The organism is Lacrimispora xylanisolvens, assembly GCF_002934545.1.
Taxonomy (GTDB): domain Bacteria; phylum Bacillota; class Clostridia; order Lachnospirales; family Lachnospiraceae; genus Lacrimispora; species Lacrimispora xylanisolvens.
The window spans coordinates 227,282-242,032 of the sequence record NZ_PTJA01000008.1 but is presented as its reverse complement, the minus strand read 5'-3'; the positions used below and the strand labels follow the sequence as shown (position 1 = coordinate 242,032).

Here is a 14,751-nt window from a genome sequence, read left to right as displayed (position 1 = left end):
AATGGTTGTCTGATTTTCAATTTACAGAAGATTCAGGAGTAAAAGGAGGGGGCTGTAATTACAATCTATGATATCGCTGCACTGACCGGAGTATCACCAAGCACGGTTTCCCGTGCTCTGAACGATAAACCGGGAGTCAGCAGGAAAAAGCGTGAATTAATCCAGAAGGTATTGGAGGAAAACAATTATATTCCAGATGAAAATGCCCGCAGTCTGGTAACGCAGCGGACGCGCATGGTAGGTATTGTGACGGATGATCTGGATTCCCAGCATCAGAATGAGGCAATTGCCCGGTGTCAGAATGAGCTGATCCTCAATGGCTATCAGTGTATGACAAGATATACTGGGAAAGAGCCCGATTCCATGGGGAAAGCCATAGCGGAACTGAGGCTTCGAAAGGTAGAGGGCGTACTTTTAATCGGTCTCTCGTTTGTGGAGCATGACCGGCTGGAAAAACTGATTCAGAGGTGGCTGCCGGATGTACCGGTGCTTCTGGTCTACCAGAATGAACGGGTTAATATGGAAAATGTATACTGTATTGGAGCTAATGAGAAACGGGGATTTCGGTGCTGTGTGGAACAGCTTGTGGAGCGTGGGCGCAGAAACCTGGCACTTATTATTGAAAAAAACCGGGCGAGCCAGCCTAAGATACAGTCGTATTTTGAGGCGGCCGCAGAGGAACATCCTGATGTTCAATACAACGTTTATACCGGAGTCGATCCCTGCGTGGGCGCTGATGAAGTGGTGACCCGCATTCTGAAAGAAAGGCCGGAGACAGACGGTGTTCTCTGTGTTCAGGACAGGCTGGCCATTGAGGTGATGTACGCTTTTATGGAACAGGGAAAGAGAGTTCCTGAAGATATTTCTATCATAGGAGAGGGGAATTCTGAACTCTGTGAAGTAAGCCGGCCCAGGCTGACTTCTCTGGATACAATGGTAACGGTATCTACCATGATGTCTGTCCGGATACTGGTAGATGTGATGGAAGGAAGGGCTCAAACCCATAAAATTACCCTGGATATGGAACTGGTGAAGCGGCAGAGCCTGTAGATCCGGAATTTAGGGGAGACTTAAAAATAGAAATCCGTGAAAAAAGGTCTGTTGGCAAACAGTGGAATCAGTTTGCCAACAGACCTTTTTACTGTGTAAAGCTTAGTTGCAAATGTATGAATAAGACCGTTACAGTTATATGCAGACTGGAATTATTCGTATAGAATCAGTGCAATCATTTCGATTGGTTCCTCTCCGATGCAGGCAATTCCGTGTCCTTCTCCAGGAGCGCAGTATGCTACGTCACCTGCGTTTAAAGTGGTAAACGTACCGTTGTCGTTATATCTCCCGGACCCGCTTAAAATATAATAAGTTTCACTATCACCATTATGCAGGTGATAGCCGATTTCTGAGCCTGGCCAGACGGTGGTATGGCCAAAAACCCGTCCCTTCCGGCTCATTTCTTCTGGACCGTTTAACAGGCTGCGCACCGTGATTTCGCCTGTTCCGTCAAATGGGGCCGGCTTACGTATGGATTCTTTCTCTTCATTTCTTCGTATCATTTTCAAATCTCCTTTCATAAAACGCAACAAAAAAATAATAAAGCTGTAAAATAATTTAAAAAATATAGAAATCGATTGCATATATACAATTTGAGTTTATCATACATAATAAACAAATTCATTAGATATAATGCATAAAAAATAAACGATTATATTGTAAAAATAGTCAAAAAGAATGCTTTGATAACAGAAGACATTGACGTTTATGATAAAAAATGCTATTCTGTAATTGCAACAAACATGAAATAAACTGCAACTTTGGTTTCTTGGTTGCAACAAGCGGAGCAAACCGCTGAAAAATAAGCAAGCAACAGAGAAAAAGAGGAGATAGCAAGATGGCAAGTAAAAAAAACTTACGTCAGATTTTGGATGAAAGCAAAGAGTGTTTCTTAGTGCCCTGCGTATATGACTGCGCTTCCAATCATGCAGTGGAGATGTGCGGATTCCCGGTAAGCCTTCTGTCGGGTGGAGAGGTTTCCATTTCATTGAACGGTGTAATTGACTACGGATTTACTAATTTAAGTGACCTGGAGAGGGTAGTAAGCAGAGTGGCTCAGACTTCTTCCATTCCGCTGATTGCTGACATCGAAGATGGTTTTGGCGGACCTCTGGCAGTGTACCGTTCAGCAAGAATTCTTTCAGCAGCAGGTGCGGCAGCAATTCAGCTGGAAGATTCCGCTGATATGGAAGAAACAACAAAGATTCTTCCCCGGGATAAGTATATTGCCAAGGTACGTGCGGCGCTGGCAGGTCTGGAAGGAACAGATTGTCTGCTGATTGCCCGCAGCAATGCAGATCCGGCAGATCCCGTGCAGATGAAGGAAGGCTGTGAGCGTTTGCAGGAAGCCATCAACATTGGCAAAGAGATGGGACAGTATGTAATTGCGATGATGGTGCTGGTTGGAGACCTTGAGCAGGCAGCTCAGATGGCAGAAATCGTCACCGGACCCAAGATTTTTGCAGATGTGCGGGCTTATAAAGGAGAGGATGGACATTATCACCCGTCAGTTACGATGGAAGACCTGACTCCCCTTGGTTTTAAGATGTGCAGCAGCCATTATACCATGAAGGCAGCAATGGAGGGTATGCTTGAGCATGGACTGGTAAACTACAAGAATCAGAGTGTAACCTATTCCTTTGAAACTGCACCGGCTTCCGGGATTGAAAGTTTCTCCTGTTCCGGTATGTATGATCCACAGGCATATCTTGCATTGGAAAACAGTTTTACGCAGGGTAATAAACAATACACAATAGTAGGGCATCAGGTAGAGGATTATCCGGAAGGATTCGTAAGGCCGGATATTAAGGATCGCCTGTAAAACCAGAAAGGAGGTTGCAGCAATGAGTTTACCTTACATTCTGACACCAGACAGGAAGGAGCCTGCGTCAGACCGGCTTAGAAAACTGATAGCAAAAGATCAGGTTTTGATTGTACCTGAATTGCATGACTGCCTGTCTGCAAGAGCCGCTGAGATGAACGGTTTTGAAGTGATTATGGTTTCCAGCGGCGATCTGGCTTGTGCGTTGACTGGTATCCCTGATTTGCAGCTCCTGTCAATTGATGATTTTGTCCGGGTAACAGAGCAGATCACCCGTATGACCCCCATGCCATTAATTATCGATGCAGATGACGGTTTTGGACTTGGACGGGCGCTGAATGCCCAGTATGGCTGTATGCGTATTATGCAGGCCGGAGCAGCAGGAGTTCTGGTTACGGACACATCAGAACTGGCAAGAAAGGGACAGCTTTCCATATCAGATGCCGTCCTGCGGTTTAAAGCAGCCAGAGCCGGGCTGAATGCAAACGGGCATAATGGCTTTTTAATTGCCCGCTGTGACAGCGATCTGATTCACGACTTCGCTGCTGCCGTTAACAGGTGTGCGGCTTACATAGACGCCGGTGCCGATATGCTTTGCATTCTGTGGATGCATAAGATTCCGGACAGAAAGAAAAAGCTTCTCATGTGCCGAAAATTGCGGGATGCATTAAACGCAAGAGGGTCCAGGTATGAGAATTTCCCCATGTGGTATCCGGATCTTTGTGGAAAAGCTCATGATCCGGAGGAGGTATCTGTGGATGAATTAAAGGAGCTGGGAGTATATAAACTGGCAGGTGTTCATTACAGTGCTCACGCAGCTATGCTTGCCATGCTTGATGTGGGACGTCATGTAATGAAAGATCAGAATAATGATTATGTAGATTATCATTTTGATGAAACCGGTTATAAGACCTTTACTACAATGAGCATGTTCGGACTTACTGACAGCAGCTGGGTAGAGGCTGAGAATTCTTTTGTAAGAGAACCGCGGGATTCTGTGGCACAGCGCAATGCGGATTATTTCGTACGAGAGGATGATGTTCATAATCCGGATGAGCAGTAATATATAATTGTTTCTTTGGGAAATTAATTAAAAGGAAGAAGTATAAGGAAATGTATTGGAGGAAAAATCATATGAAAAAAATAATCTCTTTGGCGTTGGCAGCCTCGATGATGGCTTCTATGACGGCATGTACCGGTACAGTAGACTCCGGTTCCTCAACTACGGCGGCATCTTCAGCGGGGGCACCTGCAACGGCAGCAGCAACTACAGCAGCAACTACAGCAGCAGGGGAAAGTCAAAGCACCAGCGCATCTGGTGGAAATAACGGTAAAACTATAAAAATCGGTGTTCTGACTGACCGCTCCTCCGCAGCGGCAGCTACCGTAACCTGGGCGGAAGCTGGAGCCATATTGGCTATGGAAGAGGCCAATGAAGCGGGAGGATTAAATGGAATCCCATTTGAACTGGTGTATCGGGATACGGCAAGTGACTCAGCAAATGTAGCGCAGAAAGCTACCGAGCTGGTTAATGAGGGGTGTATTGCCATTCTGGGACCTAAGTCAGATGGAGAAGCTCCAACCGGTGCGACCTGGGCAGATGAGAATAAGTTTCCTATGGTGACTCCCTGCACCATGAATACCCGTGTAACGGTAGAAAACGCTTCGAAATATATGTTTTCCTGCGGATTCGTGGCATGGCCCATTGCTAAGATGAATGCGAAATACGCTGCTGATAAGGGGTATCAGAGTGCATTCTTTATTGGCAATGACGGCGGAGCTTCCGGTGACAGCCGCGATTTTTTCTACAGAGAGCTGGGAGATGGTTTTAAAAACCTGGGTTCCAATCAGGTATCCAGTAACTCCACTGAATTCTCCACTATCATTTCCTCGGTAGTTGGCAAGAACCCTGATGTAATCATTGGAGCTGTTGCAGGTCCGAACTTTGTTTCCCTTGTAAATCAGGGTACCCAGTTTGGATTGTGGGACAACTGTGATTATCTTGGATGGTATACCTGCGATTCCACTAATACAACAGCTTTGGCAGAGAGCGGAAATTATCCATACGGCAAAGTACATGGGGTGCAGTTATGGCCATTCTGGCTTGACGAGATCGAGGGAAATGCTGAATTTGCCATAAAATATTCTGAGATCGGACAGAAATATTATAATAAAGAGATCGGACCTTCCGATATGGGCTATACCTGGTATGTAGGCATCAAAGCAATTACAGAGGCTGCCAAGACAACTGCCGGCGACTTATCTCCGGAAGCAATGACCAACGCGCTTAGCACCGTACACTTCAGCACTCTTTACGGCAAAGATTTATATTTCCGCGATTTCGATCATTTAATGGCTCATGCTTATTATTATGTGACTGCGATTAAAGATCCTACCAATAAATGGGCAATTCCTGTTGGCGATATCTATGCAGTATATCAGGGAAATGAGATGCTGCCATCGAAGGAAGACGTTCAGAAATATGCGCAGGAAAATGGATACACCTTTACTGATTTAAGTACCAAGTAAATCCGTTCCCATCAGGCGGCAGAATAGAATGGCCTGCCGCCTGTTTTATCATACTGGAGGATATCTAATGACCGTATCATTCTTTTTTCAAACTCTCATCTCCGGCATCAGCAATGGAATGGTTTCCTACCTGATGATTGCCGGTGTTTCGCTGATTATCAGCGGCATGAGCATGGTTAATTTCGGTCAGGGGGCATTTTATGTTCTTGGAACCTATTTAACCTATACCATAGCTGCTAAAATTGGTTTTGTTCCGTCGCTCATTCTGGTGCCCATTCTTGTGGCTGGAATCGGATATTTTGTGGAGAAGGCTACCAGACCTCTGTTTGGCAAGGATATGCTGTATATTATGCTGCTGACATATGGCGTAGCGTATATGCTATGCGATATTATTGTTATGTTCTGGGGGTATAGCATCCGGCTGCTGTCTCTGCCTGCTTTCCTAAATGGAGGCGTTAAAATTGTGGGGATTAAATTCCCGGTATATTATATTTTCGAAATTGTTATATCAGGAATAACTGCCTTCGCGTTCTGGTTAATGATCAATAAGACCAAACTGGGTATGCTGACCCGTGCCATTATCAGCGACCGCCCCATGGTCGCCAACTTAGGCGTCAATGTAAACCAGATGTTTAGTGTCCTGTTTATGATCGGAATTGGCATAGCGGGACTGGGTGGCGTTTTAAATGCCCCTGTTACCGGAATGAGTCCTAAGGAAGGATTGTCTATTTTTGGTAATGTCATGCCAATTCTCTGCATCGGCGGTCTGCGTAATATGGATGGCTGTCTGCCTGCCGCCCTGCTGGTTGGTCTGGTCAATGCGTTTGGAGCAGTCTATCTGCCGCAGTATTACAATGTACTGCCCGCTGCTTTAATGGTAATCTGCATGTTCATTAATCCAAAAGGTATTTTTACCAGGAGGGAGGGACGCTGATGAAAGCATGGAAATCACTTTCAAAGATAAAACAGGATGCCATAGTGGGAGCAGTGCTTGTCATAACGATTTTTGCATATTCCCTCTTTGCATCTGATTCGGTGCTTGATTTTATGAGCCGTACTGTAATCATGATGCTTTTTGCCTCCGCTTTAAATATTATTCTGGGCTTCGGAGGCCTGCGGCCTTTGGGTATGGCCACTTACTTTGGTATGGGTTCTTATGTTTATGTCATTATGTGCGTGAGAGGGGGTCTGGACCGCACCCTGGCAATTGTGGCAGCAATTGTTATATCCATGGCGATATCTCTGTTTATTAATGTAATATGTCTGCGGGCCAACGACGATCTCACCTTTGCTTTTGTAAGCATGGGTATCAATACCTTATTGTATACAATGGTATTTAAAATCCAGTACGTGGGCTCTGATACCGGACTGACCGGCAATGTGCGCCTTCCTTTTGCCAGCAGCCCAAGCGGCAACTTTTACTTATGCTTTTTTGTCTGTGTGATCTGTATTGTTTTGATTTACCTGTTTTTCCACAGCCCCTTTGCCACTGTTTTAAAAGGGAGCCGTGATAATTTAGAAAGGCTTACCTTTATTGGAATGAATACCATGCATGTAAGGCTGTGTGCCTGTATGGTCTCCAGTTTTTTTGTAACCATTGCCGGCATTCTCTACGCAATGAGAAATATGGGAGCTTTCCCGGTTATGTTTTCTACCAATACCTCTACAGAGGGACTGGTCATGTGCCTGATTGGAGGTATGTACAGCTTCTTTGGACCTATTTTAGGAGCGGTCATCGTTACGTTTATATCGACGCAGTTATCCATTCTTACTAACTATTATCAGTTTGTACTGGGGGCGATCATTGTGCTTTGCGTGCTGTTTCTACAGGGAGGCCTTCTGCGCGATAAAGTGACAAAGGAACTTAATGAGCCTGCAAAAAAGGGGGCTGTTAAAAAATGAGTGAACCTATTTTAAAAGTTGAGAATTTAAACCGTTATTTCGGAGCACTTCACGCCACCCGCAATGTTTCTTTTGAAATCATGGAGGGAGAGGTACGTGCCATTATCGGACCCAATGGGGCTGGAAAAAGTACATTGATGGATCTGATTACCAACCGGACTGTACCAAGCAGCGGAAAGGTTTTATTCCGGGGAGACGATATTACCGGCTTGTCTCCTGATAAAATCGTTCATAAGGGAATGACCAAGTGCTTCCAGATTTCCAAACTGTTCACCAGCCTGACTGTATATGAAAATGTGCAGATTGCCAGGATTGAGATGAATAAGAAAACATTCAGTTTATTTCCCGTCCATGATCGTTACTTAAAGGAAGAAGTAAAACGGTATCTGTCCCTGGTAGGTCTGGAAAGTAAAATGAATGAAGTAGCAGCTTATCTTTCCTATGGAGATCAGAGGCGACTGGATATCGCCATAGCACTTGCCATGGATCCAAAGCTCTTAATTCTGGACGAGCCGGCGGCAGGTGTAGCCCGGGAAGAGGCTTATACACTGATGCAGCTGATCCGGAAGCTGGCGGAGGAACGCAATATGACCATTATTTTCATCGAACACGATATGGATATTGTATTTAACTATGCGGATGTTATCTCCGTACTTCGGGATGGTGAGCTGATTGCCAGCGGGACGCCGGAGGAAATTAAGGAAAATCAGTATGTACAGGAAGCTTATTTGGGAGGTGGCGAATCGTGATACTTGAATTAAAGGATGTTCACGGCTATTATGATAAAAGCCATATCTTAAACGGAGTCACCCTGTCAGTGGGACAGGGAACTTCCGTATGCCTGCTGGGAAGAAACGGTGTGGGAAAATCCACTACCATGAAAACAATTATGGGAATGCTTAACCCCAAGGAACATTGTAAAACCGAAGGAAGTATGAAGTTTGACGGCAAAGAACTGGCAGGTATGAAAAGTCATTCCATAGCCAGACTGGGAATCGCCTACGTGCCCCAGGGAAGGCATATTTTCCCCACGTTATCTACGGAAGAGAACTTAAAAGTGGCAGCCCGTACAGGCGTTGACGGCAGCAGCAAATGGAATCTGGAAACAGTCTATACATTCTTCCCACGCCTGGAGGAACGAAAGGATTCAAAGGGTGATAAGCTTTCAGGAGGGGAAAAGCAGATGCTGGCAGTAGCCAGAGGGCTGATGCAGAATCCTAAAATGATGCTTTTGGATGAAATAACAGAAGGGCTGGCACCAATAATTGTGGATCAGCTGGCTTCTATGGTACAAAATCTGGTTGCTGAGGGAGTAACAATTCTGATAGCGGAACAGAATGTAAAGTTTGCCATGAAGGTCAGCAGCGACTGCTATATTCTGGAACGAGGCGCCATTGTTCATCATCAGGCGACCAATGAACTGACGGCAGAGACAAGGAAGAAGTATTTGGGACTATAAAAGAAAAGGGCTGGAATCCTCTTGCGGGATACCAGCCCTGAATTTTTATTTGTTCACTGTCTCTGACCGATGTAAAATCAAAGCACTAAATATCATAACAACAAAAAATACTATAAGAAAAGCAACCACAGCCATTCCGTGGGCAAACCATGCGGCAATAATCATAAATACACAGCCTGCAAGGGATAAACAGGGCATTAAGATACGATTAAAGAAGTTAAGTCCTTTGCTCTTTACCATGAACATAATAAAGATTGGAACGTATAACGCATAAACTGTCACAATCGGTAGTTCAGAAGAATCAAAAGTGAAAAATCCAAACCAGCTGGCAGTCAGATTTGCTCCGTAGAAATAGAACAGCCAGATGCCGCAAAGAAATAACCCTAAAATAGCTGAATTAACAGGCATGTTGGTCATGGAATCTACCTGACTGAATACCTTGGGTTTTGGTCCCAGGCCCCTGGCAGCAAGAGAATAAATTCCCCGGGTGCAGCCAAGCATCAGCCCGTTTAATGTGCCCAGACAAGAGATAATTACAAATACAAATAACAGATTTCCGCCTATTGAGGTGAAAACAGTCTGGAATGCCAGCTTGGCCCCAGCCTCACCACCTGCCATGATTATTTCATTTTTAACGGTTCCCGCCAGTCCGATGTAATACAGGATATACGCCGCCATAGTAATTAAAGTACCAGAAATTAAGGCAAGAGGCAGATTTCTTTTTGCATTTCTAAGTTCTGCATTGATACAGGTTGCAATGATCCAGCCCTCGTAGGCGAAGCTGGCTGCAACAACAGCTGTAAACAGCCCGTTGGCGGTGCTGGCAGATACGGTATGGGTAAAATTATAAGCAGTCATTCCGTTGCGAAGTCCTGTAAAGGTCCCCACAATTGCCATAAGGAATAAAGGAATGAGCTTAATGACAGTCGTGCTCACCTGAAATTTTCCTGCTAAAACAGGGGATAGCGCGTTGATTGTAAAGCTGGAAATCAGATAAAGACAGGCGATGGTCATACATTCTCCGCCGGTAATGGAAAAACCGAAGATGACACAGGTATACCGGGCGGATACCCATGCAAGGACAGAAGTAATGGTAGGGTAGTAAATAATTGCCATAAAACTTCCTACAAAATAGGCATATTTTTTTCCTACGGTTGCTTCAGCGTAATCCACAATACCGTTAATGTACTGATATTTCGTAGCCATAACAGAAAATGTGTACGCACAGGAAATCATAATAATACCGCCGACGATCCAGGCCAGAATTCCCTGCTTTAAATTTCCCCCTGTTGCAGTCAGAATCTTTTCGGCTTTAAAAAATACACCGCTTCCTATCACGATGCCGACTACCATCGCAATGGCTGTAAATAGTCCATACTTTTTTTCTAATTTTGATTCCATAGTTCAACTGTTCCTGCTTTTCTATAGTATTGTTTGTATAAAAAAATCCTTTTTATTTTATCATAAAATGAAATACAAATCAGCAAGATTTTATTACCAGACGCAAGAATTTTTACTGGTAAAAAATCCTTAAGAAACAGCAGGATTAAGTCATGACTTTCGGTACTTTGGCTGTTCGGATAAATCCACCATATAATCGTTGGCTTTTCTCTTACCGGAATCAGTCAGAGTCAGATAGATCTTTACCATGGCAGTGATCTTATCTCTGTCGTCCGGATCGGCGCTGTTAATCATGGCGCCTAAGCTGTCATTGGTGTGATATCCTTTTCCCTCATCTTCATGGAAAAAATCTTCGCTTCCGCTTGCAGACCGATGAATCCATGGGGAAGCATCTGTGCCGGAATCCGGGTATTCAAAACAGTCATCCTGCCAGCCCATTAAATAAGCAGGGGTAGTTCTGAGAATAACCGCCAGCTTTTCTAAAACATTAGCAGGAACTTTTTCTATTTGTCCGTTCTCATATCTGAATATGGTAGACCGTGAAACGCCTAACTCAGCGGCTACATCATCAGCACTCATTTCTAATTGTTTTCTTCTTTCTTTAATTCTCTGACCAGTGATTGACATGTCCCTACCTCCTGTAAATATCATACCATTGATGTTGCAAAAATGCAACACTTGTGCCCCCCGGGGTGACTTGTATATTGACATTTTATTTTTTATAGGCTATTCTTATGACATAATAGTGGCATAAATGCAACTGAAAAGAGGTGAATTATTTGAATATATACATGCTAAAAGATAAGATAGCGGATTCCGGATTGACTCAGGAATCGATTGCAGACGCTATGGGTATCAGCAGATGTACTTTTTACCGTAAGATGAAAAAAGAAGGAAATACTTTTACCGTACAGGAAATGAACAGAATGATAAAGTTCATATCTTTGACAAAAGAAGAAGCAGCTAAAATTTTTTTACTCCATTAGTAACATAAACGCGATAATATTACATAGATGGCCCAGTCAATTTGCAGATGCGGTGTTTGGTACAGTCAGGCACAGCATCTGCAGTTTTATTGTTGTCATTTGGGCAGAGGTTGGTCAGTAATTTCTATATTTAACGCTAATAACTCCATATAAATTGTGTTAATGTCAAAATTGAATCATATTGTTACATAATTATCGAAATAAGTGTTGACAATTCAATAATTAATGAAATAAACTAGAGACGGGCAAACTAAAATTCTGAAGTTTGCTTCGTGATTATGGTGACAGAGGGAATTTGTTTGACTTGAAACATCATAGCAGAAGGGGGCAGAAATGGATAAATCGGTAAAAGAAGACAAATTTTCAAATGCCTATGAATATATAAAAAATAAGATTATACTGGGCGAATATCTTCCTTTGCAAGATATTTCTGATATGGAGTTACAGAAAGAATTAGGCATGAGCAGGACTCCCATCCGCGAAGCAATTCAAAGATTGGAAAAGGATTCATTTGTTAAAATATATCCGCGAAAAGGAACTTTAGTTGGAGAAATCGATTATAATCTGGTCAATGCAATTTATGAGGTGCGTTTACTGAATGAGCCGTACATAGCGGTAGAGTGTTATAACAGATTAAGCAAGGAATGGCTTAAAAAAATGTACGATTCCTTTCAGAATCCACCTGAGTTTAAGGATCATGAAGAATATGTGAAATACTACACCAGGTTGGACGATTGTTTACATAATACGGTTATCTCTCAGTCTCAAAATAGCTTTTTGAAAGAGTTGCTGAATGTGGTGGCGGATCATAGTAACAGAATACGGGTATATTGCGCAAAGGTTAACTTAAACTATACACTTTCCATTGAGGAGCATCTGGAAATTTTAGATTCAATGCTTTGCAATAATGATGCAGATGTTCTTGAAAATTATAAAATGCATATTAGAAATTCCTGGAATAATGCAATGGATTTAATTTTCCCTAAAAAATCAATATTGTAATATTATAAAATAGATGAATACGTTAAATTAATATTGAATGCTGAGAATATGCTAAAAAAGCACATTTTCAGCATTCTTTTTTTTGCATGCAGAAAATGTATTTACTGCAAAAATAAATGGCATAAAAAATAAAAAAATAAAATGTTTCAAATATGCAAATATACTAATCAAATATTATACAATTAAGAAAAATTATATAAAATATACAGAAAATAGCTTGACTATGAGCCTTTGTTAGTATATTATGTGGCTATATTTGAACTGATATATTAGTTAAATATAAGTGAAATAACAGGTGAATAAAAGAGGAATTTTGATTTTCCCGATTTATGAAAGTCAGGAGAAGGGGCTTTCAGTTAACCACGATATCTTTTTAAGATAATAATAAAAATGGAGGAAGTAAAAATGAAAAAGCAGTTATCTAAAATTCTTGCACTGGGTTTAAGTTTAACAATGTTCTTAACCGCATGCGGAGCTGGAAAAACAAGTACAAAGACGGAAGAAACCACGACGGGTGCAGCTGTTTCGGAGAGCACAACTGGCACTGCTGAGGCGGGTGAGGTTTTTGTAATAGGAAATCCCCAGCCCTTGACCGGTGTCAATGCACAGGTCGGAGAATCTGCCAATATGGCAGCTGAACTGGCTGTTAAGGTAATTAATAAGGAGGGCGGTTTTAATGGGGTACCCATTAAGCTTGTGAATTATGATGATCAGGGTTCTCCCGAGGAAGCAGTTAAGATTGCCAATAAGATGATTCAGGTAGATAAGGTGGATGCCATCCTGGGATCATTAACAAGCAGCAACGTACTTGCAGCAGGTGGAATCTATAACGAAGCCAAAATTCCTACTATTGGAACAGGAAACAGTCCTACATGGATGCAGCAGGGATGGGAATATGTTTTCCGTGCAGGATTAAACACCGCTCTTTCCATGCCTCATGTCACGGAGAAGATGCTGAATTTAGATGTTAAAAAGGTAGCGGTATTCCGCGGTCTTGATGATGCTGCAAAAACCAGTGCTGAAACGTTTATAGAGGAAGCAAAAAAGGCGGGAATTGAAGTTACTACCATTGAAAGCTACACAGAGGGGGATACAGATTTCTCCGGTCAGGTGGCTAAGATGATTAATTCTAAACCAGATGCAGTATTCTGCTCTACCAATGGTCCGACTCAGGCAATTTTTGCAAAGCAGCTGCGGCAGCTTGGATTTAATAAACTCTGCTTTAACCGTGAGGGAATTCCGGTTGACACAATTAATGTGGCTGGGGATGCGGTCAACAACTGGGTATTTGCTTATCCATACGTGGTATACAGCAGTGTAGAAGAAGCGAAAGATCCTGAAATGAAGGAATTTTTAGAGCTTTACTATCAAGCGTATGGTGTAATGCCGTTCCATGACTGCGCATACAGAAGCTGGGATGCGATGATGGTATTCTGGGAGGCGTCGAAAATAGCAGGAAGCAATGATAAGGAAGCAATCAAAGATGCAATCAGCAAGATCAAGGATTTTAAATCTCTTGGAGGAATGCTGGATTTCACTGACGGAACCAGGGAAGGACTTCATACTCTCAACGATTACATTATTATTGATGGAAAATACTTAGACTTTAATGAGTGGATTAAGGCAGGAAATATTACTAAACTGGCAGAGTAATAAAACATATAGTATGGTCCGCCTATATCCGGTCAGGTGGAATATAGGCGGTTACCTTGGAGGTAAGAAATGATAATACAAATTCTTGTTTCAGGTCTTGTGCTGGGCTGCGTTTATGGACTGATTGCCCTGGGCTACAGTCTGATTTACAAAGCTTCAGGAATGCTTAACTTTACACAGGGCGATATTCTTACATTAGGCGCGTTTCTGGGATATACCTTTTATGGGGTTTTTCATATTCCCTTTATTCTTACAGTAATTATTGTTTTTATTATTATGCTGGGGTTTGGAATGGTTTTGGAGAAGGGCATCATCAGCAAGCTTGTTGCAAAGGGAACCTTGCCGATCTATACGGTACTGGCTACCATTGCGGTTTCCTATATCATTCAGAACGGATCTATGCTGGTATGGGGGACCCAGTCCATTAACTTTCCAAGAATATTTCATGTTACCAATATAAGAATTCTTGGTGTAAACATTCAGACAGAAGCCTTTGTCTGCATTTTAGTTTCTATGATATGTATGGTTTCTCTTCATATTTTTATGAAGCATACCAGGTTTGGGACTTCCATGAGAGCCGCTGCCATGGACCCGCTGGCTGCCAGAAGTCTTGGAATCAATGTATCTCTTGCCACGGGGCTTACCTGGGGAATTTCTGCAGCAGTGGCTGCGCTTGCAGGTATGCTCATCGGACCACTTTACGGGGTATATACAACCCTGGGTGCGACCATTGGCAGAAAAGGTTTTGCCAGTGCAGTAATGGGAGGTTACGGTAATATGTACGGTGCCATGCTTGGAGGTGCGATTCTTGGATTGGTGGAAACGTTTACTTCCGCTTATATTTCCTCCTCATATAAAGATCTGGTGGCTTATATCCTGCTTATTACGTTTTTGTTTATTAAGCCCACTGGTATTTTTAATGAGCGGGCAATTCAGGATTAGGGAGG

The 14,751-nt window shown here is 42.9% G+C and carries 15 protein-coding genes; 12 read left to right on the top strand and 3 right to left on the bottom strand.

Features of this window, described 5'->3' with window-relative positions:
• Window positions 1-57: 57 nt before the first annotated feature.
• Window positions 58-1,050: a LacI family DNA-binding transcriptional regulator gene (locus BXY41_RS16225; RefSeq protein WP_341457855.1), complete on the top strand. Its 993-nt coding sequence runs from the start codon at window positions 58-60 to the stop codon at window positions 1,048-1,050.
• A 152-nt stretch (window positions 1,051-1,202) separates the two neighbouring features.
• Here the strand turns inward: BXY41_RS16225 and BXY41_RS16220 are convergent, their stop codons facing one another.
• Complete coding sequence (locus tag BXY41_RS16220) at window positions 1,203-1,553, bottom strand: cupin domain-containing protein (RefSeq protein WP_104437901.1); 351 nt, start codon at window positions 1,551-1,553, stop codon at window positions 1,203-1,205.
• Between the two features lie 335 nt (window positions 1,554-1,888).
• On the opposite strand from BXY41_RS16220, the gene BXY41_RS16215 reads away from it, so the two are divergent.
• From BXY41_RS16215 to BXY41_RS16185, 7 genes are all read left to right on the top strand, one after another.
• Window positions 1,889-2,872: an isocitrate lyase/PEP mutase family protein gene (locus BXY41_RS16215; RefSeq protein WP_104437900.1), complete on the top strand. Its 984-nt coding sequence runs from the start codon at window positions 1,889-1,891 to the stop codon at window positions 2,870-2,872.
• Window positions 2,873-2,894: 22 nt separating this feature from the next.
• A complete protein-coding gene (locus BXY41_RS16210) occupies window positions 2,895-3,935 on the top strand; it encodes an isocitrate lyase/PEP mutase family protein (RefSeq protein WP_104437899.1) in 1,041 nt (346 codons plus the stop codon).
• 71 nt (window positions 3,936-4,006) lie between these two features.
• Window positions 4,007-5,401, top strand: a complete 1,395-nt coding sequence (locus BXY41_RS16205; protein ID WP_170072419.1) for an ABC transporter substrate-binding protein — start codon at window positions 4,007-4,009, stop codon at window positions 5,399-5,401.
• A 67-nt stretch (window positions 5,402-5,468) separates the two neighbouring features.
• On the top strand, window positions 5,469-6,335 hold the full coding sequence (locus BXY41_RS16200) for a branched-chain amino acid ABC transporter permease (protein ID WP_170072417.1): 867 nt from the start codon (window positions 5,469-5,471) through the stop codon (window positions 6,333-6,335).
• Window positions 6,335-7,303: a branched-chain amino acid ABC transporter permease gene (locus BXY41_RS16195; protein ID WP_104437896.1), complete on the top strand. Its 969-nt coding sequence runs from the start codon at window positions 6,335-6,337 to the stop codon at window positions 7,301-7,303. The genes BXY41_RS16200 and BXY41_RS16195 overlap by 1 nt, the downstream gene beginning before the upstream one ends.
• Window positions 7,300-8,052 (top strand): ABC transporter ATP-binding protein, encoded by a 753-nt coding sequence (locus BXY41_RS16190; protein WP_104437950.1) that lies wholly within the window; start codon window positions 7,300-7,302, stop codon window positions 8,050-8,052. The genes BXY41_RS16195 and BXY41_RS16190 overlap by 4 nt, the downstream gene beginning before the upstream one ends.
• Complete coding sequence (locus BXY41_RS16185; protein ID WP_104437895.1) at window positions 8,049-8,762, top strand: ABC transporter ATP-binding protein; 714 nt, start codon at window positions 8,049-8,051, stop codon at window positions 8,760-8,762. The genes BXY41_RS16190 and BXY41_RS16185 overlap by 4 nt, the downstream gene beginning before the upstream one ends.
• Before the next feature lie 45 nt (window positions 8,763-8,807).
• On the opposite strand, the gene BXY41_RS16180 is transcribed toward BXY41_RS16185, so the two are convergent.
• Both BXY41_RS16180 and BXY41_RS16175 read right to left on the bottom strand, forming a co-directional pair.
• Entirely contained in the window at window positions 8,808-10,163 is a 1,356-nt protein-coding gene (locus tag BXY41_RS16180) for an APC family permease (RefSeq protein ID WP_104437894.1), read from the bottom strand.
• Window positions 10,164-10,313: 150 nt separating this feature from the next.
• Window positions 10,314-10,790 carry a helix-turn-helix domain-containing protein gene (locus BXY41_RS16175; RefSeq protein WP_104437893.1) on the bottom strand — a complete coding sequence of 159 codons (477 nt, stop codon included), beginning with the start codon at window positions 10,788-10,790 and terminating at the stop codon, window positions 10,314-10,316.
• Between the two features lie 152 nt (window positions 10,791-10,942).
• Between BXY41_RS16175 and BXY41_RS16170 the strand changes: the two genes are divergently transcribed.
• The 4 genes from BXY41_RS16170 to BXY41_RS16155 all read left to right on the top strand — a co-directional run bounded on the left by BXY41_RS16170 (window position 10,943) and on the right by BXY41_RS16155 (window position 14,746).
• A complete protein-coding gene (locus tag BXY41_RS16170; RefSeq protein WP_207657081.1) occupies window positions 10,943-11,149 on the top strand; it encodes a helix-turn-helix domain-containing protein in 207 nt (68 codons plus the stop codon).
• 333 nt (window positions 11,150-11,482) lie between these two features.
• On the top strand, window positions 11,483-12,151 hold the full coding sequence (locus BXY41_RS16165; RefSeq protein WP_104437892.1) for a GntR family transcriptional regulator: 669 nt from the start codon (window positions 11,483-11,485) through the stop codon (window positions 12,149-12,151).
• A 405-nt stretch (window positions 12,152-12,556) separates the two neighbouring features.
• Entirely contained in the window at window positions 12,557-13,804 is a 1,248-nt protein-coding gene (locus BXY41_RS16160; protein ID WP_170072415.1) for an ABC transporter substrate-binding protein, read from the top strand.
• Between the two features lie 69 nt (window positions 13,805-13,873).
• Entirely contained in the window at window positions 13,874-14,746 is an 873-nt protein-coding gene (locus tag BXY41_RS16155; RefSeq protein ID WP_104437890.1) for a branched-chain amino acid ABC transporter permease, read from the top strand.
• The last annotated feature ends 5 nt before the right edge of the window (window positions 14,747-14,751 follow it).

Excerpts from the sequence above, each read along its gene's own strand:
- BXY41_RS16220 (WP_104437901.1), bottom strand. The coding sequence starts at position 1,553 with ATGATACGAAGAAATGAAGAGAAAGAATCCATACGTAAGCCGGCCCCA.
- BXY41_RS16215 (WP_104437900.1), top strand. The coding sequence starts at position 1,889 with ATGGCAAGTAAAAAAAACTTACGTCAGATTTTGGATGAAAGCAAAGAG.
- BXY41_RS16210 (WP_104437899.1), top strand. The coding sequence starts at position 2,895 with ATGAGTTTACCTTACATTCTGACACCAGACAGGAAGGAGCCTGCGTCA.
- BXY41_RS16205 (WP_170072419.1), top strand. The coding sequence starts at position 4,007 with ATGAAAAAAATAATCTCTTTGGCGTTGGCAGCCTCGATGATGGCTTCT.
- BXY41_RS16200 (WP_170072417.1), top strand. The coding sequence starts at position 5,469 with ATGACCGTATCATTCTTTTTTCAAACTCTCATCTCCGGCATCAGCAAT.
- BXY41_RS16195 (WP_104437896.1), top strand. The coding sequence starts at position 6,335 with ATGAAAGCATGGAAATCACTTTCAAAGATAAAACAGGATGCCATAGTG.
- BXY41_RS16190 (WP_104437950.1), top strand. The coding sequence starts at position 7,300 with ATGAGTGAACCTATTTTAAAAGTTGAGAATTTAAACCGTTATTTCGGA.
- BXY41_RS16180 (WP_104437894.1), bottom strand. The coding sequence starts at position 10,163 with ATGGAATCAAAATTAGAAAAAAAGTATGGACTATTTACAGCCATTGCG.
- BXY41_RS16175 (WP_104437893.1), bottom strand. The coding sequence starts at position 10,790 with ATGTCAATCACTGGTCAGAGAATTAAAGAAAGAAGAAAACAATTAGAA.
- BXY41_RS16165 (WP_104437892.1), top strand. The coding sequence starts at position 11,483 with ATGGATAAATCGGTAAAAGAAGACAAATTTTCAAATGCCTATGAATAT.
- BXY41_RS16160 (WP_170072415.1), top strand. The coding sequence starts at position 12,557 with ATGAAAAAGCAGTTATCTAAAATTCTTGCACTGGGTTTAAGTTTAACA.
- BXY41_RS16155 (WP_104437890.1), top strand. The coding sequence starts at position 13,874 with ATGATAATACAAATTCTTGTTTCAGGTCTTGTGCTGGGCTGCGTTTAT.